A 23934-nucleotide genomic window follows, 5' to 3' on the forward strand; every position below is an offset into this window, starting at 1 on the left:
TTATTTTTGAACTATAAATCTTGATGATGAAACAAGGAATAGAATTTACCGGAATTATACAACAGAATGGAGATATGAACGCCGCTTTTGTAGAGTTTCCTTTTTCTGCAGAAGAACTGTTCGGCAAAAAAGGACAGGTCAAAATTAAAGCAACATTTGATGGCAAGGTCGAATACCGTGGAAGCCTTGCTAAAATGAAATCTGACTGCCATATTTTAGGTTTGACCCAGGAAATCCGAAAACAGTTGGGGAAAACATTTGGTGATGAGGTTGTTGTAAGCCTTATTGAAGACAAAGAGGAAAGAACTGTTGAAATTGCTGATGATATTGCTGTTGTTTTTAAAGAAAACTCTGTAGCCAAATCCCAGTTTGACAAAATGAGCTATACCCACAGAAAAGAATATATCCGGTGGATCGAGGAAGCGAAGAAGCCTGAAACCAGGGAAAACAGAAAGATCAAGATGATTGAAATGATTTTGGAGGGCAAGAAAGGGACATAAAAGAGTCCAGGATTTTTCCTGAACTCCTTATTTTATTTTAAATTAATTGGTCTTATATAGAGAAAATTATCTATATCATCTATTCTTCTTTATGCAAACGGAGGATTCATACTGTTAACAATATTGGACGGCAATCCTGAAACACCGGCATATTTTACATTATTAACCAAAGTTACGCTGTCAGCTGAAGGAAATGTATAACTTCCGGTAAAAACACAGTTTTGAAATAGAGCATGGCTCAGTTTGTCAATGCTTCCTCCTCTCCACACTACATCTTTAAACTGGATGTTGCAGTCAGCATATGATGCATAGGTATAATCAGTATTAAAATCATTGATATCTCCCCCGTCCATAATAAGTGTTGCAAGATTCGCTCCACTAAATACGACCCTTCCATATCCGAAACAATCAGTTAAATATATATTTGCACGGCGAATATAATCAGTCTTATCCATAGAATTTAAATATACACTTGTAGTAGCAAGTGCATTGGTCACAAGTCTGCCGCTAATTTCTATATTTGTACCATGTTCTAACTGCTTAACACCATCCTTAACAATTTGTACTGCAGTATACTTAGTTGTAGGTTTCGCATTTAGAATCGTATCTGTAATTCTCAAATTCTTAAGATTGATATACTCCCTGTTTAAAACACCTAAGAAAAAGCTGTAGACCACATCTGCATCTGTATTAATAATTGGATTGATAATATTAAGGCTTTCTGGCAAAGTAGGCTTAATGGTGTAATTGGGCAGCATTGGTTCCCCTACATTTCCGCCCGGACTGGTATATGAGAACATATAAATATCTCTTATCCCGGGCTCACCACTAAAATTTTTAGTGTTAAAAACAGGGTTATTTATATTCACAATTCCACCCAAGCTGGGAGTATCCAACCTGATTCCAAAAAATATGATGGCACTTCCATTCACTACCGGAGAATTTAGGGTAATATCGTTCCCGGCAAATTGAAATGCAGCAGATCCCGTTCCTGTTTTTATGATAGTTTCATTGGCTGTAAATCTGTCTGTCCAATGATCATCTATCCCGTCCTCCCAAACGCCTCTGTTAATGGTAACGTCTACACTGTTTCTACCGGTATATCCGTGTCTACACTCCACCACATTTCCATCATTAATAATAACGCCTATCGAGTAATAATTTGCAATACCATACCCCTCTCCATCTTTTCTAAATCCTTTTATAAAAGGGTTATTGATAATAATATCAGCACATGTATTCACTTCCAGAGCTACAGCTCCTACATTATTAATTTTATTAAAAATTTGTGGGTTGTTAAGAGTGACATTATCTCTACTAACTAATAAATATGTATTAACATTTAGATTTCCAGCTGTTTCAATACTTAGGTTGTCTATAGAAATAGGCTCTTCTAAGATATACTTCTTAACATTCAACACACTAGAGTTATTAGAATCTTGTTTGTAAGAACAAACTAAAGGAGTAGTCAACTTACCGTCAGCACTTCTAATAAACTCTCTCTTTTTATAGTTAGTTTCAGAAGGAGTACCATCACGATCAATTAAAATCTCTTCAGAATCAAAATATAAGTTCGCAACACCTGTATTAATAAAGCCTACATCAAGACTCCCACGTTTCATTTTACTCGTAATCCATGTGCTTATATCTACTGCCTCACCAGGAAATCTTCGGGCAATCGTTATGATTACATCACCGTTCTCATTTATAAGAATAAATTTTCCTTCACATCTTCCGCTTGTTTTAATCTCAAAAGGCTTTTTTACAACTACTTTAAATGCACCTGGAATAACCCAAAACAGATTATTAGCATTAACATAATTAAAATAAGAGAGAATAAACGGCGTATCATTATACATTCCATTTCCTTTCACACCAAAATACCTGATGTCTAAGTCATAAGTAAAATTATGTTTTAGTTTTATCCCTCCTGTTTCAATAATGCTTCCTCCATCATCTGTACCAGATGTAGATAAATGATAAATAATTGGGCTTGGAGTATCTCTCTGTTCATAATAACCTAAAAGGCTGACTCCTTTATAAATACCGTTTTGAAGATCAGTTATTTCGACAGTTGACATATTTCTCATCTCTGCCATTGTGTTTTTTACAATAAATGGAAAACTCATAAAATTATTTTTTTGTTGTTAATTTTAAGACGAAGATTTATCTCTTTTTCGTTCTTAAACAAATATCGTCCGGCGTAGCGACAAAACTCGACGTATTTAATTCAAAAAGCCGGAAAATAAATTTTCCGGCCTTATACTCACTGATTGAAATTATGACGTTGGAATTCCCAGATACTTCAAATACGCATCCAGCATCTGCTTATCAAATTGCGGCTCCTCAATACCAGATCCTTCCAGGAACTGGATGACATTGGAACAATCCCAGACATAAGTATTCTGATACAACTCTACTGTTGACAGACCTTCATGCATATTATCTTTAAAAAGGCTGGTCAGCGGATAGAGCCTGTTTTTACTGTCATCTTCCCACTGCTTTCTCCATTCTTTATAAGGAAGACCTTCAAGGGTAAGCGGATAATATTTCTTCAACAGAGCAAAGAAATTTTCCAGGGTAAGGTTGGTTTCCGGTCTTGCAATCAGGTTGAATTTTTTACCAACCGCATCTTTATTTTTCGTGATATGAGCCATAGATCTGGTCATATAATCTACTGTGATCAGTCCTTCCCTTAATTCAGTGAGTAAGGGATAAGATTTAAATTCAACACAGTTTTTCACAAGACCTGACCACCACTGGTAAGGAGCACTGGCGCCTGTTTCACTGTGGCACATAGCATAACCTAGACGATAAGTAATTAACGGAAGCCCTTCTTTAGCAGCAAGATCAGCCACAGCTTCCATAACCCATTTACTTCGTACGTATCCAATGTCTTTACTTACGGACATCAGGTTCTGGGCAATATCATCATTTTCCAGCATCACGGTTTTTCCGGTGAAAACATGCCCCCAACTGTAAACAGAAATGGTAGATAACAGGGCAAGGCATTTAGTTCTTTCGGCACCGGCAAGCTTTATAATTTCCCTTAATCCTTCTACATTCGGTGCTTTCATATAAGAATAGGGTTCTATAAAATTAACAGAGCTGCCAGAGTGGTAAATAAGGTCAAGCATTGCAGCAAGGTTTTTGAATCTCTCTTCGGAAAGGCCTAATAATGGAAGGGATAAATCTCCTATTACCGGAATGATTCTCGGCTTTTGCTCTTCTTTTCTATCAATATGGTATTGTTTATAGCAACGGTCTATTTTCTCTACAGCATGAAATTCGTCCTGAGCTCTTACGAGACAGTAAATATCTGCAGATGTGGTTTCTAAAAGCTCCTGAAGCAAATGGATACCTACAAATCCGGTCACTCCTGTCAGAAATATATTTTTAGGATTTTCCAATTGTTTTGGATCGAAACCTCCCGCAAAAACGGTTCCAGGGGCCAGATAGACATCTTGCTGAAGCGCTACATAAGGCTCTACATCTTCTTCCGGAATTAACTCGCTGGCTTCTTTGGCTCTGGTGATCAACTCACCGGCAAGCTGTTTGAGAACCGGAAACTGGTAAATATCCCTCATATAGACCTTAGTATCAAATCTTGAATTCAGAGCAGTGGCAACTATAGCGACAAGAAGAGAGTTTCCACCGATATCAAAGAAATTATCCGTAATATTGATCACCGGACGTTCGAGTTCTTCAGCCCAAATATCTGCTATAATTCTTTCGGTTTCATTGGTAGGAGGTTCTGTAGAAATCAGTTCTTTTGCCTCTTTGTCTGCAAGTTCCCCTAGCAAGTGCGTGTCTGTTTTCCCATTGCTTGTCAGTGGTATTTTATCAATATTGATGATCTGGGCCGGAATCATATAGCCGGGCAGCTCTTCTTTCAGCTGTTGTCTTACCCATGCGGTATCTGCTTGTTCATCGGTCTTTACCATGATAAAGGCTACAATATATTTATTACTTCCATGGTCTTTTGTAATGACTGCGGCTTCCTGTATTCCTTCCAAACGGGAAAGACAGCGTTCAATTTCACCTAATTCCACCCGGAAGCCTCTAATTTTCACCTGATTGTCTATTCTTCCTAAAAATTCAATATCTCCATCAGGTTTCCATCGGGCAAGATCACCGGTACGGTAGAGCTTTTCGTTTTCCCTGAAAGGGCTGTTAATGAATTTTGAAGCTGTGAGTTCTTCATTATTAAGATAACCTTTAGCTAAAAGATTCCCTCCTATATGCAGCTCTCCCACAGCCCCTACCGGTAACAGTTCACTGTTTTCTCCTAAAATGTAAGCCTGCGCATTGGCTATTGGCCTTCCGATTGAAGAAATATATTGCCCATTCACATCTCTAACTTTTTTGAAGGTGGCAAAAACCGTACATTCAGTAGGGCCGTAATAATCGATTAGCTCATAGCTTAATTCGCTGGTAATTAAAGGCTTAATCTTTTCTCCCCCTGTAAAAAGGTATTTAAGTTCAAGATTATTATACTTTCTGGTTTCTTCAACAACGGAAGGAGCAAGAACAGAAGGGGTAAATCCATGTGTAATCCGGTTTTTACGGTAAAAATTTACAAGTTCTGAAGCTTCTACTCTATCTTCATTGGCTGCTATATACATTACGGCACCGGCAATAAGCGCCGACCATGTTTCCCATACAGAGATGTCAAATGCCAACCCGGCAACAAGGGTAAGGTGTGATGTGTCATCAACATGAAAATACTGGTTGTGCCATGTAACCAGATGCTGAATGCTGTGGTGGGAAACCATGACACCTTTAGGATTTCCCGTGGAACCGGATGTATAGATCGTATAGGCTAACGCATCCTGAGATATAGTAATATCCGGTAATTCTGCAGATAAATGAGCCAGGGTTTCTGCATTATCCAGATAAAAAATTTCAGTGTGAATTCCCCCTGTCAGTGAATTTCCCCGCTGTGTGTCGGTAATAAGTATTCCGGCTGAGGTATCGGTAAGGATATATTCTACACGTTTTACAGGATAAGTAGGGTCTATTGGCACATAAGCTGCTCCTGTCTTCAAAATACCCAGAATGGCAACTACCCACTCGAGCGAACGGTCCAGCCATACAGGAACAAACATTCCTTCTTTTACTCCTTTTTCTAACAGCACATTAGCAAGCTGGCTGCTTTTCCGATCGAGCTCGCAGTAACTGATCCTGCTGTCTTGATAAACAGCAGCCAGGCTTTCGGGATGAAGGAGTGCTTGTTTTTTGAAAAGGGAAACCAATGTTTCTTCTTTGTGATAATCCCAATTTGTTTTATTAAAATCGTTGAGAAGTCTTTCTCTGTCTTCAAGGGATAAAAGAACCGGTACACCAGCGGGCTGCCCCGATGGCGTTGGTAGTGTATTTGGCATATTAGTTTTTGTTTTTTGGTGGTGATAATAGGGTCAAATGATCTGCTTTTCGGCAGTCTTTAGATATATTTAAACATATCTAATACAGGCTAAACAGCTTAGAATATCGTAGATTCTATGCTATAATCATTCAAATCAGAATGCTTAAGTACTGTTCATGGATTTTTCTTTCATATTGTAATATTTTTAAAAATATGGCAATCAAATTTAACATAATATTTAAAACGAGCATTACATATTGAAATATTTTCCCAAAAAAGAGAATTAAGTTCATGCTATTATTAGCCTTTATAGTTAAAGGGAACAGCAAAATCACAGATTTAATCAAGACAGCAGGGCATTCCTTTACTCTTAAAAGAAATTATCTGATAATTTAGAATTTTGCGAGATCTGTACCGGACTTCTGCAATTACACATTCCAAAATTCTCGGTCTAAACTTCTGTATTGTATGGCTTCCGAAATATGATGGGATAGTATATTTTCAACTCCTTCCAGATCAGCTGCAGTTCTGGCCACTTTCAGGATACGGTCATATGCCCTTGCTGAAAGATTCAGCTTTTCCATAGCAAGCTTAATGAGATGCAAAGAAGCTTCATCCAGGCTGCAAAATGCTTCAATTTCCTTAGGACCAATCTGTGCATTGTAACTGATATTGAGATTTTTATAGCGTTCATTTTGAATATTGCGTGCCTTGAGTACCCGTTCCCGGATATCTGAGCTTTTCTCGCCTTTCCTTTTTTCTGCCAGCTGTTCAAATTCAACTTTCTGCACTTCTATATGAATATCGATCCTGTCTAATAAGGGCCCGGAAAGCTTATTCATATACCGCTGCATTTCATAAACGGATGAGGTATTGCCCGGATCGTCCGGAAAAAAACCACTGGGACTTGGATTCATAGAGGCTACCAGCATGAAGCTGGCAGGATAGTTTATAGTAAATCTGGCCCTGGAAATCGTTACTTCCCTGTCTTCAAGAGGCTGTCTCATGACTTCTAAAACTGTTCTTTTAAACTCGGGCATCTCATCAAGAAACAAGACACCATTGTGAGCAAGTGAGATTTCCCCAGGCTGGGGATAGCTTCCGCCACCCACCAATGCAACATCCGAAATGGTATGATGTGGCGACCTAAAAGGTCTTACGGTCATGAGAGAAGTTTCCGCTCCCATTTTACCGGCTACCGAATGTATTTTTGTTGTTTCTAAAGCTTCTTTGAGAGTTAATGGAGGAAGTATGCCCGGTACTCTTTTGGCAAGCATTGTCTTTCCACTTCCTGGAGGACCGATGAGGATAATATTGTGTCCACCGGCAGCAGCTATTTCCATCGCTCTTTTTGCTGTTTCCTGACCTTTAACTTCAGAAAAATCAAATGGAAAATCGTTCATTTTTTCCTGAAATTCTTTTCTGGTATCTAGAATAACTCTTTCGATAGGCTTTCCCTCATTAAAAAAATCAATTACTTCTTTGATATTTTCTACTCCATACACCTCCAGATTATCTACAATTGCAGCTTCACGGGTATTTTGAACAGGAAGTATAATTCCTTTAAAACCTTCTTCCCGTGCCTGAATTGCTATAGGCAATACTCCTTTTATGGGCTGAAGACTCCCATCAAGGGAAAGCTCACCCATAATAACATAGTCATGGATATTTTTGGCAAGAATCTGATCTGACGCGGCAAGAATTCCTATCGCAATGGAGAGGTCGTAAGCAGCACCTTCTTTCCTAAGATCTGCAGGTGCCATATTAATCGTAATTTTCTTACCGGGAATTTTGTATCCTACATTCTTCAGAGCAGCGGAAATTCTGTAACTGCTTTCTTTGATGGCATTATCGGGAAGCCCAACGAGATGATACCCTACTCCTCCTGTGTCTACATTTACTTCAATAGTAATGGTTTGCGCAGCTACTCCGAAGATTGCACTTCCATAAATTTTAACTAACATGATTGGTGTTTTTTGTAAAAATAGGTTATTTTTTAATCCAAATTTTAATTGAAGTTTACAAAAATCAAAAGAACCCATTTTTTTAGTTTTGGCAAAAATAAAATTTTAAACCACCTAACAGATATCAATAAATGTTAGCATAAAAAAGCCGGTGATCCCTGAATTACATTCAGTTCTTACCGGCTTTTGGGTTTATGTTATTAAATTATAAAAAAATGAATTTATCATCGGATATCCTGTATGGTAACCGTAGGGTTTGATATAATCTGATCCGGTCCGAAATTACTGTCGTTATGAGAATGTAATGTTCTGAATGTACAGTAATTCATTTGTGGTGATTCTGCAATAATTCCGACTGGTAGCATCACAAGGCCCTGATTGTTCGTTAATATATTGTTCTCACAAATAATTTCGCTGGCTTCACCCTCTATAACAATATGTCCATATTGAGTATTGTTATCTGCCAGTCCTATATTATTGGTTTTATTTGTAGTGACTGTTGCTCTCTTAATATCTCTAATTTTTATTCCATTAGTTCCACTTCTTAAAATACTGTTGCCTTCTATGGTAAGGAAAGAATGTCCCAACAGATCTACGCTACTTTGCAGAACTGACTTCAGTGTATTGGCTTTAATGATAACATTTTCTTTCTTACTATCCGTATGATCATCTAAAATACACGTTTTAAGGGTTTCAATATAATTTCCTTCCAGCGTTATATTATCGCCTGCTTTTCTAATTCTGACTCCATCTCCACTTCCTACCATTTCCAAATCGCTAATTTTCACATTGTGTACTTTGTATAAATCTACAAGCGGGTAATCAAATGCATTTTCTATCCTTCCGTTTCTTATTTTAACACCGTTTGTCCCTTCTATCAAGATCTGTGAAGCATGGTTTCCCGAAGACGCCAAATTATGGATATTAATATTAAGGATCGTATGCGAATAGGAATCTCCTTCTGTTTTACAAGCAAGACCGTCTCTGATGTTATTTCTGGTTGTCAAATTTAATATGTTTACATCTCTGATTGACGACAAAGAATCCGGAGTGGTAATTAAAACTCCATAGCCTTCATTTCGATCGCAGGTGCAGTTAACAATATTCACATTTCTAACATGGTTTTCAGAGTTAGGTTCAATATCTATTCCTGACTCCGGAGTTGTTCCAACGGTATTATTAAACTGGCTGTTCAATATATTGATCCCATCACCACGGATAATTGATGCTCCCTGACGGCGATTGTCAACACATTTAACATCAACTATATTTCCGTTGTAAGCATCATTTACATAGATTCCGTCTCCCCAGCATTCTGATATTTCAACATCCTGGATATGGAAATTTTCTGCATTCAATACACTGATTCCAAATCCCCATTCACCGAGATCTGTATTATGAACGACTTCATAGGTTACTGAGCCGTCAAGTACGGTGACCTGAGTATTCTCATTATAACTAGGATTGCAGTTAGACGGCACCAATTTAGGAGTGGTAGATTCACATTTTATATACAGTGGAGCCGCTGGTTTTTCTCCACCGCTTGTTCCCGCACTGATTACTTTCAGAGGACAGTTGTTTACGTATACATATTCTCCCACCTGATAGGATTGGTAAGCGCGCCACATTTTATAATAGCTCCCATCTGGTGCTTTAAAGCTGTATTTATTTCCCTTAACTTTTCCTCCGGTCAGTTTTGTATTTACCGTCTGTGCAAAGGATATCAGTTCATAGCCATTCGTACTTCCCGGCATTGCTTCCACTGTTCCATCCAGAAAATAATTTGTATTACTTTGAAGCTGAATTTTTGCCGCACTATCAACGTTTATTCTATTGATTCCAGTAATGGTGACATTCTTTACATTCATGTTGTAAAGTCTAACCAGAACTTTATTTATTTCAACAGTTTCATCGTTTGTGCCATCCCCCTTTATTCCACAGTAAGTAAGGCTGATACTATCTCCAAAACTAAGTTTCAGTTGATATTGGCTGTTATTTACGAGGTTAATAATACTAAAGCCATCATCCTGTGCGATAGTTTCCGATAAATAATAGATCACCGGCCTATCATAGGGAGTTCCCGGATAGTATCCCATAAGCTCTATATATTCTGGCTTCCCTGTCGCTAATGAGGCCATTAATGATGATATTTCTGCAATACTTAGATTACGAAGCTCATCCATTGAGTTTTTTACTATTGCCATAATTCTTTTTTTTAAATTAACTGTTTTAACTGATCTCTTGTATTTTATTACTTTCCAAAAATACATGGCAACAACGACAAAACATGGCGTTTTATAAATTGATTATATCTGTAAATCTGCTTCGCAGATAAATTAAAAAAGACAAGCCGATACAGACCATCTCCGTACCGGCTTATCATGATTAAAAAAAACTAACTAAGGATTGATCGTATGCTGTTATTTCTTTATGAATTTATTCTTATAGGTACTTCCCTGCGAGTCTTTGGAAAGAATAATATAGTTTCCGGGTACGAGCCTGCTCACATCAATAGCCTCATTAAAACGGTGGTCATTTTTCTGAAGAACTATTTTTCCTGACATATCAATAATGGAAATTTCTTTATAGATCTTGTCAGACTCTTTTCCAATATAAAGAAATTGGGCTGTAGGATTTGGGTATATTTCCAGGTTGCTTTCCTTACGTTTTGTTTCATCTGTTCCCAGACTGCAGAATTCCCAGTTGCCAAAATTCAACTTTACAAAATTTCCTGTCCCTAAAAATTCACACTGATCCGGGCAATACTCTGTACAGGCATAAAAACCATATTCTCCGGATTCTGTTGCGATATAGGTATCTCCAGTTGCACCATTTATGACACAGGGATCTCCATTGGAAGGCGGCGCGCTGCTTGGGATGCATTTATACCATACATGGCTGCCATAGAGATCTGGAAAGACATCATCAAATTTTACGGATCCCCCGGCACAGATATTATATTCTCCGAGTCCTACCTGGGAAAAAGTTCCGGGTGTAAACGTGCTGAGCATCGAAGGGAGCCCATAGACAAATCCGTCTGCCATAATAGCTGGGCTTTCTGCCACACAGTCTCCTTGTGTAACTGCTACTTTAAAATAATAAAGCTGGTCATCATTACCATTGATCGTCAATGTTTGTGAAACTGCCCCGGGGATTGGTGTCCAAGGATTGGTATTAGGCGTTTGCCAGGTCCATTGCTGTTTATACCACTGGTAGCTTCCGAATGTTTGAGTAGAAAGTGTCTCTGTTTCAGTATTGCAGAACAGAATTTTATCCGGGAACTTTACGCCCAGTCTTGGGCTTGTGATGGTTGGGTTACACTGTGCTTTTATATTCAGAATGGTCATGAACAGAAAAGCCAAAAAAATCAGTTTTGGTTTCATATTTAAATATTTAATGGTTTGATTTATTAGTCTTATTCAATGGTATCAGTCCAGTAACAGCCTGATCCCGAACTTCATATTAAAGTTTAATGGTTTTTCTTTGTAAATGGTATTAAGCTGGCTGTCGTTTTTAAAGTGATATCCTATTCCTGGCTCTGCATATATCCCGATCTTATCAATAATTTTCACCTGCAGCCCTACTGCCGAATTCACTGAAAACTGTACAGGTTTCACATCAAGCCGTTCGTCCTGCTCGTCCTGTACCTCATCATTTACTATATATTTTGTCTTAAGTTTTCCTGCTACAGCTTTTTCGGCAAGCACTCCACCGGTAATATACCCTGTAAAACGTCCTTTTTGAATGACATTATAATTTACCTGCACCGGAATACCTATATAATGAATGCTCTGATCCCCTTTTATATAATTCGAATTGCTTCCGGAGTGCAGTTCAGAGGTAAGTTTTGTGTAATTGATACCCGTTCCTATTCCCCATTTTTTCCCCAGGTTATAGTACACGGAAACACCAAATGTAACAGGGATCTTATGCCTTATTCTTGCTTCAACTTCTTTGCTTTGGTTAGCCAGCAGAACATCTGTAAGCGGATCGGGCTCTGTACCGGAGATCCAGAAATCACTAAAAGCCATCGGGCTTCCGCTCATGGAGGTGTATCCCGGGAACTTCTGTTCAGAAGAGTTTGAGGAAACATTTCCTGTAAGCATGCTCAGCATCCATTTTTTTGGCTGACGACCTAGAATTTTAGGTTTATCGGTTCCGGCATACTTTTCCGGAAGTTTATTTTCGTCATTGTCAAAAATTTCTCTGTCATCCTGTTTGTTTTTCAATTCCGGATTCTCACTAAATGAAGGAGATATATTGTAAAGAGGCCATTCTTTTTTTGCCAATGGCATTAAATTATTTTGCTTTTCCACAAGCAAGGGTATTTCCTTATCAATGGTTCCAGTAAACATATTTTCTAAAGTAGTACTCATATGAATTTTGCCGGGCAATATATTTCCCTCGCCACTATATTTTTCACCTACTTTGGTGTTGCCCTGCTCATTCGCACTCGTCTTTACTGATTCTATGATTTTTTTACCTTCTTTTTTAATTTTATGAGCATTTTCAGAGTTTGCTGCTATCTTAGGTTCTGTTTCTGCATTCATTTCCAGTAAAATCTTTCCGGTAAAGAACAGCATGGCAATAGCGGCAGCCATTCCAGCAATACGGTAGAACAGAGTGTTTCTTTTGGTTACAGAAATAGTTTTACTTTCTTTTTTATCATCAGCTTCAAGCATCATCCCTCCGGCAATTGTATTTTTTTCTTCTCCGGAAAAAAGTTCATCTTTAATATCTTCCCACAGCCTATCCGGAACATCCTCTTCGTGGTCTTCCATTTTCCTGTGCAGATCATTGAGCCACCGATTATTCATATTGTGCTTTTTTTGACATTTTAAATTCTTTAATTTTCTGGATCAGCAGTCCTTTTGCCCTGTGAAACTGTGAGGCGGAAGAATTTTCTGCGATTCCCAAAAGCCCGGCAATTTCTTTATGGCTTTTTTTCTCAAATACAAACAGATTAAAAACAGTCCTGTATCCATCCGGAAGTGAACGTATCATTTTCATAATGGCTGCCTGGGGAATTTCCTCGAGGTCAGGTTCCTCATCATTGGGAATGTCCGGAAATTCTGTAAAATCATCATTTGTTGTTATGCCGGAATGCTGTTTTATATGCTTTAAAGCTTCGTTTACGGTGATCCGGATCATCCATGCTTTCAATGAACCGCTTCCTCTGTATTCAAATGTTGCTATGGAGCGGAACATTTGGATAAAGCTGTTCTGAAGAACGTCATGAACATCGTCCTTTCCTGAAAGATAACGGGAACAGACCCCGGCAAGGTTTCCGGAATAGTTTCCGAAAAGTTCTTTCCAGGCAGCTTCTTCCTTCGTGAGAAGGCGTCTTATCAAAATCTGCTCCTTGTTTTCTTCCATGTACGACTAAGGTCCGGTTTTAGCACCGATTAAAATTTTAAAGCAAAAATAGACCGCATCCGGCAAACCACAATCTATTGTTTATATTATCTATCAATTAGTTTTTATACAGTACGGGAAATTGTAGTTAATCGCCTCGAAAGGATTCAATTCCGTTCCATTTACCGTTATTTTTTCTGCTGCCAAAGCAAATCTCATTGTATGATCCAGTCCTACAAAGTATCCTTTCTGCTTTGCCGCGATTGTTACGACCGTTTTTTTGGTCACTCCGTCTACCGGGATCTGAAGTTCAAGCTCTTTAGGTGCAAAAGTAAGCTCTACCCAGTTCTTATCAGCATTTAATACCGTTGTATAATTCAGGTTATATTTCACTTTTCCCATCGCTGCTATGGCACTCTGTGTTTTTACCGGATCTTTTACTACCGCCATTACGATTTCTTTTAAAGGAAATTCCGGAAATGTGAGTGTATCTTTTTTTATTTTAAAGTCAACAACTTTTTCCGATCTAAACTCTCCCTGCATGGTGATGAGTCTTCCTTTATAATTCCCGTTAATATCTTCCAGCTTTACGGGTGGTACTTCTATCCTGTCCTCGTTCATGCACGAGAACAGGGAGAAGATGATTGATAAAATTAAAACGGTGGTAATAATCTTAAGTACTATTGAATTCTTCATTTCATTATTTTTTTACATTAAACATTAATTGTATTGAGTACTCATCTATAAAATCTGTTTTTTGGGAAATCTTGCATGGGATTTTGAAAAAAGAATGAAATTATATTGTAAAGTACTGGTTTACTGTGAATAAAATTTAGAAATTTATTTTTTGGAAATAAAAAACCAGCGTGGGTTTCACGCTGGTTTGGGTATGTCGAGAGTTGTTATTATGACTTTTCCTAATATGTAGAGCATCTCTACTAGCTTCTTACTATCAATTCGGTTACAGGTTCAATTAAAAAATCACTTTAAATTTGTTAATAAAAGCTTCAGCCTAAGATATTGTTATTATTTTCTATTTAGAACATCAAGCAAGATCACTAAAAACCAACCCTTTATAATCTTCTAACTCTCTACCTTCATCTATTTCCACGACTAGCGGATAATAATTTTCAACCGACGGGTTTATATGTCCTACAGATTTAACAATGAAAGATATTTTTCTTTCATTATTGGTGAACTTTTTATTGATAAGAGTGCTCTCTTCTTCATCAATTATTTGAACATCTAAAATATTTTTTTGATTTGGCTTAAACTTATTAATAATAAAATAATTTAAAACTTTAATTTTCATAACCTAATAATTTTAATTCGTTATTAAAAAATTCTAATCTTTCTTCGATTAATTTTATTTCTTCTTCCGGTAAATTCCATTTTTTTGTATTTTCAAGCAATTCTTCGGCAGCCTCTTTCTCCATAAGATTTTCAGCAACTTTATTTCCATATTTATTTGCCCATTCATCATATAAGCCGCTTTTAAATTGTTGAGCATGAATCAGTTCTTCATACACTGCTGAAGTAGTTGCTTTTGGACCTAGCATAATTAAATCATCACCTAAAGTTATAGCCTCTATTTCAACACCTAAAGTTCTTTCTCTTCCTGCAATGTATTCAAAGGATTCTTCATCAAATCTCATTTCCCCACCTAATTCAGTAAACTCTTTTTGAAGTTTTGAAAGAAGTTTTCGATCAATAGGGTCTCCCTTAATTGTTGAGAATAATTCTTTACGTTGTTTTTTTCTCTGGAGAGATGTTTTTTTTCTATCAAGCCTTTCCTGTCTTCTCCTATTCTTATCCTTCACCCTTCTCTCCGCAGGAGTCAAAGCATGATCCGCAACTTCATCTCCAAAGCCAAAAACCTCATCTAAAATTTTCTTCAATTTAGCAAAAATTTCTTTTGAACCTTTTTTAAATTCACGAAGAATCATACTGATAAACTCCATAATCCTTGTCATAAAATTTCCTGCCTGCGTAATTGCTTTCGAGATCTTTTCCAAAGGATTCAGGATAAAGCTTTCTACTGTTCTGGCTAACTTTGCCACGGCTGCTGCACCACCAGTGAGGAGGGTTTCAACAATAAGATCTATGATAATTCCAATGATATAACCATAATAATAGGCAGCTTTTTCTAAGGTAAGCTGAGACACTTTTGTATCAACCCATTTCACAAGACGGATAACAGTTCTTATCTGAAGTGTGAGACACTGCTTAAAAAAGTCTGCATAATCAAACTTGATGATTCCCTCCATCAGGTCTTCCATCAGTTCCAGAAACATCTCACCATATTCCACTTTACGGTCATTTACTTTATCCATTGCAGCCACAGCTTTGAAAATAAAACCGACGATGGAAAAAATCCCGGCAACAATATCAATCAGACTGTTGTAAATCCCACAGAGAAAAGCATTGGCTATCTGGTGACTTTTATAAATGATATGCTGCATTCCCGTAATAGGATCAATAAGAAATTGCTCAATTTTATCTATCTGGCTGAAAAACAAGTTTAAAGACTGTTTTATTTTTTTAAAGATAAAAGCCGGAAAAAAATGCTCTGCATTGCTCAAAAGATGATTAAAATCTGTCTTAACTCCATTTATCCTTTCAAATAGGGTTTTAACAATTTTAGAATTGATCTTCTTTTGGCCTTCCAAATTTTCGTATGGATTGCCGGAGCCCTCATGTTCATAAAACTTTTTAAGCTCTTCATAAAGTGTAGCAGGGATAAAAGCAGGATCGTAGTCTCCTTCTTTCACATATGGATTCCAGCCACTTTCTGAAATTCTCAGCTTAGTAATGTTATCTGCGATACCTTCAATAAAAAAGCTTGCAGCCCCTTCTAATATTTCCTGCTTAAAAAAGGTAAATATTTGTCCTACACTGGCATCTTTCAGGCTCAGAAACCAGCTGATAAAACTAACTTTGTTTCTATATATCCCATTTTTTATAAGATCTTCAAGTGCCTTTGGAGGAACGCTGACTTCATGTTTTCTTGTAAAAGTAAGTATATCATCAAATAATTCTTCTTTGTTCTTCGTAAGATCTGCTCCTGCCACAACACGCATTACCGTACTGTAATTATATTCGTCATCAATTTCCAGAAAAAGGATCAGCTGTTTACTGCTTGGCAGCGCTTCCATATAACGCTGAAGAAGGAATGCCCCGTTTTTACTTGCAAAAAGAACAACATCAATCCCTCCGATCATTTGACTAAACCTGCTTTTGTACACCACTACTTCCTCTATATTTCCGCCAAATACCGGCTCATCTGAATAAATTTGAAAGTCATTGCCTTCCAATGAGGGTTTACCATTATAATACGTATTGGCAATCTGCTTTGCTGTAAGCTGTTTAAGCTCGGGAGGCGAAATAAGACCTGAAGAAGAGCTGGGAAATTTTGGGTCCTCGTTTTTAAAGAAGGAATTCTTAGGACTCCCTAATAAAGGATTGTTTAATATTTCTAAACTCATTTTGTGTTTTTTTAAGTGTTTAAAAAGGCAGAGCATTACGCCCTGCCATTATTACTACTTCTTAGGAAAGCTTATCCAGCAGTTCTTTGTGGGTTTTCACAAATTCATCCAGGTAAGAAGCCAGAAGCTCAGTAAAGCCAACCTTACTGTTCTTCAGCAGCCAGAGCATATACTGATAACTGGGAATTTTAACCTTGTCGGTAACCATGTCATCTGTAGGTTCAGCCAAAGGCTGCTCAATTGGTTCGCCGTAATTATCACGGAGATAGCTCCATGTTTCCTGATAGACCACCCACTCCGGGGCAGGAAGAGATATATTGATCTCCTCACCGGTTTCCTTGTCTTTCAGAACCTGTTCATAGTTGAAACAGATAAACTGCTGTTTGGATTTGGCATCAATATCCAGAACACGAATACTCCTATTGAATTGCGGAAGTTTCGGATGTTCAGGTAATGGTAATTCTGCAAGATTTAATTCAACGTTTTCGATGTCATTGATTAAAGTCTGTATTTGGGTCGTTATTTTTAATTGTTCGTTCATAATTTTAAAATTTGTATGCTGAAATAATTTGTAAGTTTAAAAATCGGGCATTGTATAGAGAACTTCCTATCGTATCATAACATGTTCTGATCGCTTTCAGCTTTATCGGACTGTTATCGATATTCACATTGCTTATTGAACTTATTGAACCACTGTTGGTATAAAGTACCGTTGTCAATATATTTTCTGACTTCTGAAAGATCATTCTCTGTGCATTTGAATAACTTGCCCCAGGAATTGTTTGTCCTAAAAGATTTTTAAAAGAATTTCTCTGAACAGCGGCTCCGGAAATGAGTGTATTGGCCAAAGAGTTTAATGTATCTGTACATAATCCTCCGAAACTATCAAACACTGCGGGATCATTGTCAAAAAATACAGCCACTTCAATAACGAAGTTATCCATCATAGTACAGATTTGTGAGCTCAGTCCGGTGGTTACCACTGTACCGGTATTCGGGAAGTTTATTGAATTTCCCCCTGAATCTTTCAACGTTGCGTCCGTAGAAAACAAAGTATTATTAGAAATAATATTATCATTGATGTTTCCACCATAATTCAATACATTCCAGGTAACACCACTTAGGTCGATATTGTCTAAAGAACTTGCAACTTTAAAAGTAACTCCCGAAATATATGTTGCAACACCATTCCATAATTTTATTTTATATGTTCCAGCCGGAATGTTAGAAAAATTAAAATAAAACGTAAGATTCTGACCTGTAGTATTGTTTATATTAACCTGTGAATTAGGAACCGTAGCGATATGAGCACCGTTTATATCACATATCGTCACAGAAAATGAAGCCGGATTAAAATTCAGATTAGCACCGATAAGAGAGACATACTTATTGTTGTTTGCATTATCTACAACAATAGGGTTAATTAGAAAAACACTCATCGTAGCAGTGGTCCATCCACCATTCATGACTGTTTTCCAGGTTGTTTTCTCGCTTTCTGTTAACTGATTAGGCAGGCTTATAAATGCCCCTTTCCCGTTTGATTTTCCCAGCCTGCCAGATGCATTTTGAGCTAATAACATATTAAAAGTCGTATCACTCGAAACATCGGCTAATCCGGTTACTGAATAATAAAGCCCTGATGTATTCAATGTCCAGTTGGCACCGAGTGTCAATCCGGCACCGGGTACCGTTGTCAGAGGGGAATTGGCAACGTTTCTTCCTAAATCCCCGGCAGGTAATTTTGCCGTATTTCCATTAGCATCCAGGCCTACAATTTGTGTAAAGTCCTGTGTGCTTCCGTCAATCAATGGAATATTGAGTTTATGATCCAGCTCTTCATTTATATTTTGATTGAACTGCGCTTGGGTTAAAAATCCTTCTGAGACCAGATCAGGATTAGAAATTTTGACAATGTCATCACTAAGGTTTTGTGCAGCAGAATCAGCTGCCGGAGTTTTCATGTCTCCGTTTTCATCGATGGCATAGTCTGTATAAGTAGCTGCACCGGGTGCAGCTACTTGGTAAATGACATTTGTTTCTCTTTCTCCCTGCGGAGGCAATACATTTACCCTAATAATTTTTCCTATATTAGACATATTGTTGTTTTTTGGTTAATTGTGATTAATTAATTTGCGCGGCCCAATCTCCAGAAATCACTGGCTCAGAAGATGTCCCTGATTCCTGAACACCCAGAAGATTTGTATTGGTTTCAAAATTGAACTTATCCTCCGTAATCACTTCTGAAGGAACTTCAAAATCATCCGGATTCTCCGTACTGAACGGCAATGCATGTTTTACTTTCAGTCCTATACTTTCTGCCTGAAGGATATTCAGAGAAGTAGGAAGTCTCGTGATCCATGCTTTCCCTTGTTTTAAACCTTTAGGTTCTTTCATTTCATCGGCAATTGATAAGTAAAGTTCATCTCCAATAACAGGGACTTCCCCTCCATTCCAGATTTTTCCGGTTGCCAGATAGAACTGTACAACTTCTTCAAATCCCGGACGGACTGTTACCACCACTCTTGCCATCCCGCTCTGCATAAAGGACCTGAACAATGGGTCGGTATCCTCAGACTGGTAGAGATTCAGCCAGTTTTGCCTGTTTCCCCAGTAATAAGGATATAGATTGTAAGAAAGATTTTCCCACTCAAAAGCCTGTTCCATAAATTTCACAAAAGCCGTATACTTATCCAGACTGCTGTTTAAAACTGTTTCATAATTGCTGAAAGAAGAACCACTGGTCAATCCTTCCAGACCATATCCATGCGTAGACCCTGAGGCTCTGTCTGCCATGTAAGAAATACAGTTTTTACGTAAAATTGTATTTTCAATCTGGCGGTAGAACATCGGATTGGCTCCTTTAATCTCTACAGCTTTACTCTTTTCTTCAGCAAGCTTATTATTGTACTCCACCGACGCATCTTCATAAGCATCCATAATTGCCTTAAATACTTTCTGATACCATGCATCTTTAGCTTCCTGTGTTAACTGAAGATCTACAACACAATTTGCTGTTCCGGAGAAAATCTCATAAAAAGTAGCGGAGACAGGAACCGTCTTTGAATAAGGTTTAGCGAAAGTTTTTCTTGGATAAAATTTTAGCTGAGACCAGAATCCATGATGATAGAAGTCCTGATCTCCTACCATGATACACATCGCAGACTCACTACTGTCACCAGCCGCACTATACCCCGCTACACAGCTTACCGCCACATAATTGTCCGGAATCTGAATTTCATCTTTAACAGCAACATTCTGGATCGCACTGTTTTCATTAGCAAACTGCCCGCTTAAGGATTTTCCTATGCTGTAATTCTCGATAGGTTTTTCAGGCACTTCTACGTTATATTTTGATACCCAGTATTTTAAAACAGAGTCCACAATAAGATCTCCGTAATTTTTCATCGGCATTACGGCTGATGTTCTTGGATCTTCCGGCTTGATCAGATCGATCTGATCAGGGGCTTTCTGAGAAACCATTCCTAATAAGTGCAGTTTGGCAGGTTCAGGAACCATAAACTCGAACATCATACGTTTACCATAGTTGTAGATCTGATTTTTCATCAGTTTATCTACCCATCGGTAAACCCCCACTACATTTTTGTCCCCTTTTCTGTTGTCAAATCCATGAGAGTTGTTTTCTTCGAATTCATCAATGATCTTTTCGATTCTTTCTTCATGAACTTTTGTTACGATTCTGTCCATGGCTCTTGCTGTAATATCCTGAGCCTGGGTAACAGCCTGTCTTGTACTTTCGTCTTTTGAGCGGTGATTGGCATAATTTGCACCTACATTCATTGAGAACATTTTGCCTCCATAACTTGCATTCGCAAAACCTGCAAAATCATTAGATTCCTGTAAGATCTTGGAAACTTCAGACTGCATTTCAAAACGGTTGGCTGTCGTGGTATCAGAAAGCTGTTCTCTTTCTGTATCAGAAGATGAGGTTGCAGTATTTTCGCTCCTTCTTAGCTTCCTGGTAGATTTTTCACGGTATTCTCTTGCCATAACATTCTCAATATGAGCAACTTCTCCCTCTACATAAGCATGGGTGCTCTGCTCAACTTTTAAATAGTCAGCAATGCCGATCTGCTTAAAGCCGAAACCCGAAGGAATAAAGTTCTGTTCCTCATCAATAATAACAGGAGGATTTTCAGTTCCTTCAATCTCAAGTTCAAACTTAGAAGAAATACAGTTTTTTATAGTAATTCCCGGTGTTTTAAATTTAGCGATCTGCCCATTTGTAAAATACAGCTCGATATAAAAAGATGCACCTTCAAATTCTGAGAAATCGGCTCCCTGTCCTAAAAGATTATTTAAGAAGATTGTATTTCCATTTCTGGATTTTACAAAATCATTTCCCGTTTTGGTTCCAACATTGGATACTAGCTCATGATACACTCCAGAAACATCCCAGGAAGCATCCGGAACATTTAAGGCCAGATCAAGGCCGTAGAATCTATATAAGTCTTTTGGGCACAACTGATAGGTAAAAGGTACAGCCGCTGCTCTTGCCATTGGAACAATAATTCCTCCGATACTTGTATAGACTTCGGTATTGGTCTCCGTATTTTCTGCAATAACTCTGTTGGTCTTTTCTGTTACTTCCGTGATCAAAGAATTGATCTCTGAGAATGTATTTCTCCCTTCTAACAATTTATGAAGATCGGAGATTTCTTCTGCTGCCAATCCTTCTTTATCAGGTGTATTTTGAAATTCATAGCCTAAAATATCCAATAAAGTATCCAAATTTTCAGGTTTTAATGCGGTTGCCAGATATTCAGCCTCAATTTCAGGACGGAATTGAAAGTCTATTTTAGGCAATACCGGCTCAGGAACTTTGGGAATCTGCTGGCAGGGATCTTTCGGATCATAAATTTCTCCCGGTGCTCTTACAGGACAGTATTTCTCTCTGTTTGCTGCTACATCATCATTATATTTTTCAATAATAGGCGCAATTCTTAACTGATGCTCTTCATACCGGATTTCGTATTCTTTTTGGTACTCATCCCTGTACTGCTTCTCCAAAAAAGAAAAATTCTTTGCAAGGCTTTCGTATCTTCCAAGTTTTACTTTTTCTTTGGAAACAAGCTGCTGTTTTTTCATTTCCTCGGCAGGAAGGGTTTCTGTAAATTCACCCACCGCCAACTTTGAAAGAGCTTGAGGTCCTGAAACAGCTTCATCCAGCATTAGTTCTTTAGGAAGAACAACTTTAGCATTCAATAAAAGCTTAAATTCTTCTTCATTGGAAACAGAGAAAACATGTTTTAACAGAAGAAACTGCATAGCAAGTTCTTTTATATAAAAATCTTTTTGTAAGGCTACCTGATAGATTAGATTATTCCAAAGATCTACCAGCTCGGGAACAGCATAAATCTGCCCGTCATATATTTCAGCTCTTTTTGCTGTAAATTCCTCATACGTACACGTTCCTTTATTCCTGGCCAGCCAAACAGAAAATTGGTGATCCAAAGGATAAGCACTTTTAAATCTTTCAAGACTATTTATACTATTAGGATCGGACGAAATACATTTCGGATCATTTGCAAAAGCAGCCGCGCACTCAAGAAGCTTTCTATGTTTTGAACCTGAAGCCGCCACTACCGGCCTGTAAAATGTGTCGTCATCTTTTAATTGCTGGGGAACTAGAATAAATCTTTTATCCTGTTCATTTTCATCTGACAGCTGTGGGCTTCTTAAGCTTACAAACCTAAAAAGGGTCTGCGTTGGTGTGTTTTCTGCCGGCAGTTCGGCAGGAATATTTTCAATGTTGTTCATTTTGTGATTTTGATGATTGTATATTAATGATAGATTGCAAGTCATTTTTATGACTTCCCATTTTAGCCTTATTTTTTAAGGTGGTTTCCAGCGAAGATATCCACCTTAATTTTTAATATCGATTTTCATTTGTGTGTTTTTTCTTGAAGCAAATATCAGAGCCGGAAGCGACAGAACTTGACGTGTTGAAAAATAAGTTTTGAAATTTCTGCAATTAAATTTCACATCTCACTGAACATATTGAAACACAAGAACATCTATTCTGATACCCGCAGGATTGTCTCATTTTATAGCAGTTCAAACTGTCCTTCCATTGGAATTTAGAAACTAAGTATTTAGTTATTAGGATTGAAAGCAGAAAAGATAAGTATGAGCCCTTTAGAATACCAAAAATATTTATACTCAACGAAAAGCAATCTTGAATTCGTTTCAAAATATTAAAAAACAAGATATTTTTTAATCCTTGCTTTTAGAAGTTTTAAAATATCAGATATGAAAGTCTAAAAAGAAAACATTTAGAAGCTATGATCAAATAAAAACCTATATCTCCCTGAAATTCAAAACAAAATGTCGTAAATTTATTATTCATAAAAACAGTGTTTTCCCCCTTTTATAGAGTTGAGCAGTTACCTAATTTTGTTTTATAAAATTAAAAACCATAAAAATGAAAACTCCTTTTTTATTCAAAAATCTAAGCGCGCTTCTTGCTGTGCTTATTTTAAGTTTTTGTATGCTAAGCTGCACACGCTGCTCCGAACCTCCCAAAGAACCCGTGAGTGACAGCTATAAAAAAAAACTGATCAGCTATCGTGAAGGCCGGATACTTTATGATGAATATTCCAGGACCAACAATGCAATCCTTACAAAATACAGGAACGGAGAACCGGATTCACGCTGGTACTGGTTTTCTGTAGAAGATATGGAAGGTTATCTTAAATATGTAAAAGAAACCGCTAAAAAACAACATCTGAAAAATCCGGGAATCAGAATTTATATGGGAAAATACCCCCAGAATCATCCTAAAAGCAAAATGGCAAAACCGGAATACGCCGGCTACCAGACCATCTTCTTAGTTCCTACTGCTCAGAATCTGAAAAGAGACACCACAGGAACAATGTCCAGAGCCATGAGATCCACAGATGAAAATATAAATGTAAGGGAGATGGAAGTTCTGAATATGACCAATCTGGCTCCTCCGCCTAAAGTGTCCACCGCAGATATGCCGTAAAAAATAAAGCCATGAACTGGAATATAGAAATAGGAAAGCAAATATCTATGATACTGTCTCTCATAGTAATAGCTCTGATGATTTTCAAATACAGGAGAATCAGAAAAGAGAATTTGTTTTTTATGGCAGGATATATATTGTTTTCACTGATTGATATTTTTTGCTATTTCTATTTTAAATCTACTAACCGGTCTACTGAAATTTTTTTTGTGATAGGCTTTTTAATGATTGTGTTTTTCCTGTATCTGCTGTATTATTT

15 protein-coding genes are annotated in these 23934 nt (G+C 37.5%); 2 read left to right on the forward strand and 13 right to left on the reverse strand.

What is annotated here, in order from left to right:
• The first annotated feature begins 23 nt into the window (after nucleotides 1-23).
• A complete protein-coding gene (locus J2T03_RS12730; RefSeq protein WP_307211554.1) occupies nucleotides 24-500 on the forward strand; it encodes a YdeI/OmpD-associated family protein in 477 nt (158 codons plus the stop codon).
• A gap of 89 nt (nucleotides 501-589) precedes the next feature.
• On the opposite strand, the gene J2T03_RS12735 is transcribed toward J2T03_RS12730, so the two are convergent.
• From J2T03_RS12735 to J2T03_RS12795, 13 genes are all read right to left on the reverse strand, one after another.
• A complete protein-coding gene (locus tag J2T03_RS12735) occupies nucleotides 590-2629 on the reverse strand; it encodes a hypothetical protein (protein ID WP_307211556.1) in 2040 nt (679 codons plus the stop codon).
• 150 nt (nucleotides 2630-2779) lie between these two features.
• Entirely contained in the window at nucleotides 2780-5884 is a 3105-nt protein-coding gene (locus J2T03_RS12740; RefSeq protein ID WP_307211558.1) for a non-ribosomal peptide synthetase family protein, read from the reverse strand.
• A gap of 409 nt (nucleotides 5885-6293) precedes the next feature.
• Nucleotides 6294-7829, reverse strand: coding sequence for a YifB family Mg chelatase-like AAA ATPase (locus J2T03_RS12745; protein ID WP_306840855.1), 1536 nt, complete (start codon nucleotides 7827-7829; stop codon nucleotides 6294-6296).
• 224 nt (nucleotides 7830-8053) lie between these two features.
• On the reverse strand, nucleotides 8054-10033 hold the full coding sequence (locus J2T03_RS12750) for a right-handed parallel beta-helix repeat-containing protein (RefSeq protein WP_307211560.1): 1980 nt from the start codon (nucleotides 10031-10033) through the stop codon (nucleotides 8054-8056).
• A 216-nt stretch (nucleotides 10034-10249) separates the two neighbouring features.
• Nucleotides 10250-11212, reverse strand: a complete 963-nt coding sequence (locus J2T03_RS12755) for a T9SS type A sorting domain-containing protein (protein WP_307211562.1) — start codon at nucleotides 11210-11212, stop codon at nucleotides 10250-10252.
• A 45-nt stretch (nucleotides 11213-11257) separates the two neighbouring features.
• Nucleotides 11258-12646, reverse strand: coding sequence for a porin family protein (locus J2T03_RS12760; RefSeq protein ID WP_307211563.1), 1389 nt, complete (start codon nucleotides 12644-12646; stop codon nucleotides 11258-11260).
• Nucleotides 12639-13205 carry an RNA polymerase sigma factor gene (locus J2T03_RS12765; protein WP_307211565.1) on the reverse strand — a complete coding sequence of 189 codons (567 nt, stop codon included), beginning with the start codon at nucleotides 13203-13205 and terminating at the stop codon, nucleotides 12639-12641. The genes J2T03_RS12760 and J2T03_RS12765 overlap by 8 nt, the downstream gene beginning before the upstream one ends.
• Nucleotides 13206-13298: 93 nt before the next feature.
• A complete protein-coding gene (locus tag J2T03_RS12770; protein ID WP_306840859.1) occupies nucleotides 13299-13880 on the reverse strand; it encodes a DUF4840 domain-containing protein in 582 nt (193 codons plus the stop codon).
• A 349-nt stretch (nucleotides 13881-14229) separates the two neighbouring features.
• Nucleotides 14230-14496: a hypothetical protein gene (locus tag J2T03_RS12775; protein WP_307211567.1), complete on the reverse strand. Its 267-nt coding sequence runs from the start codon at nucleotides 14494-14496 to the stop codon at nucleotides 14230-14232.
• Entirely contained in the window at nucleotides 14486-16669 is a 2184-nt protein-coding gene (locus J2T03_RS12780) for a hypothetical protein (RefSeq protein WP_307211568.1), read from the reverse strand. Before J2T03_RS12780 ends, J2T03_RS12775 begins: the two co-directional genes overlap by 11 nt.
• A 61-nt stretch (nucleotides 16670-16730) precedes the next feature.
• Nucleotides 16731-17210: a hypothetical protein gene (locus tag J2T03_RS12785; protein ID WP_306840872.1), complete on the reverse strand. Its 480-nt coding sequence runs from the start codon at nucleotides 17208-17210 to the stop codon at nucleotides 16731-16733.
• Between the two features lie 4 nt (nucleotides 17211-17214).
• A complete protein-coding gene (locus J2T03_RS12790; RefSeq protein ID WP_307211570.1) occupies nucleotides 17215-18765 on the reverse strand; it encodes a hypothetical protein in 1551 nt (516 codons plus the stop codon).
• 25 nt (nucleotides 18766-18790) lie between these two features.
• Nucleotides 18791-22447, reverse strand: a complete 3657-nt coding sequence (locus tag J2T03_RS12795; protein WP_307211571.1) for a hypothetical protein — start codon at nucleotides 22445-22447, stop codon at nucleotides 18791-18793.
• Between the two features lie 664 nt (nucleotides 22448-23111).
• Here J2T03_RS12795 and J2T03_RS12800 point away from each other — a divergent pair.
• Nucleotides 23112-23675 (forward strand): hypothetical protein, encoded by a 564-nt coding sequence (locus J2T03_RS12800; protein WP_306840875.1) that lies wholly within the window; start codon nucleotides 23112-23114, stop codon nucleotides 23673-23675.
• Nucleotides 23676-23934: the final 259 nt, after the last annotated feature.

It is taken from the genome of Chryseobacterium lathyri (assembly GCF_030812195.1).
Taxonomy (GTDB): Bacteria; Bacteroidota; Bacteroidia; order Flavobacteriales; family Weeksellaceae; genus Chryseobacterium; species Chryseobacterium lathyri_A.

What these genes read in the sequence shown, in the direction of transcription:
- J2T03_RS12730 (WP_307211554.1), top strand. Translation starts at nt 24, where the DNA reads ATGATGAAACAAGGAATAGAATTTACCGGAATTATACAACAGAATGGA.
- J2T03_RS12735 (WP_307211556.1), bottom strand. Translation starts at nt 2,629, where the DNA reads ATGAGTTTTCCATTTATTGTAAAAAACACAATGGCAGAGATGAGAAAT.
- J2T03_RS12740 (WP_307211558.1), bottom strand. Translation starts at nt 5,884, where the DNA reads ATGCCAAATACACTACCAACGCCATCGGGGCAGCCCGCTGGTGTACCG.
- J2T03_RS12745 (WP_306840855.1), bottom strand. Translation starts at nt 7,829, where the DNA reads ATGTTAGTTAAAATTTATGGAAGTGCAATCTTCGGAGTAGCTGCGCAA.
- J2T03_RS12750 (WP_307211560.1), bottom strand. Translation starts at nt 10,033, where the DNA reads ATGGCAATAGTAAAAAACTCAATGGATGAGCTTCGTAATCTAAGTATT.
- J2T03_RS12755 (WP_307211562.1), bottom strand. Translation starts at nt 11,212, where the DNA reads ATGAAACCAAAACTGATTTTTTTGGCTTTTCTGTTCATGACCATTCTG.
- J2T03_RS12760 (WP_307211563.1), bottom strand. Translation starts at nt 12,646, where the DNA reads ATGAATAATCGGTGGCTCAATGATCTGCACAGGAAAATGGAAGACCAC.
- J2T03_RS12765 (WP_307211565.1), bottom strand. Translation starts at nt 13,205, where the DNA reads ATGGAAGAAAACAAGGAGCAGATTTTGATAAGACGCCTTCTCACGAAG.
- J2T03_RS12770 (WP_306840859.1), bottom strand. Translation starts at nt 13,880, where the DNA reads ATGAAGAATTCAATAGTACTTAAGATTATTACCACCGTTTTAATTTTA.
- J2T03_RS12775 (WP_307211567.1), bottom strand. Translation starts at nt 14,496, where the DNA reads ATGAAAATTAAAGTTTTAAATTATTTTATTATTAATAAGTTTAAGCCA.
- J2T03_RS12780 (WP_307211568.1), bottom strand. Translation starts at nt 16,669, where the DNA reads ATGAGTTTAGAAATATTAAACAATCCTTTATTAGGGAGTCCTAAGAAT.
- J2T03_RS12785 (WP_306840872.1), bottom strand. Translation starts at nt 17,210, where the DNA reads ATGAACGAACAATTAAAAATAACGACCCAAATACAGACTTTAATCAAT.
- J2T03_RS12790 (WP_307211570.1), bottom strand. Translation starts at nt 18,765, where the DNA reads ATGTCTAATATAGGAAAAATTATTAGGGTAAATGTATTGCCTCCGCAG.
- J2T03_RS12795 (WP_307211571.1), bottom strand. Translation starts at nt 22,447, where the DNA reads ATGAACAACATTGAAAATATTCCTGCCGAACTGCCGGCAGAAAACACA.
- J2T03_RS12800 (WP_306840875.1), top strand. Translation starts at nt 23,112, where the DNA reads ATGAAAACTCCTTTTTTATTCAAAAATCTAAGCGCGCTTCTTGCTGTG.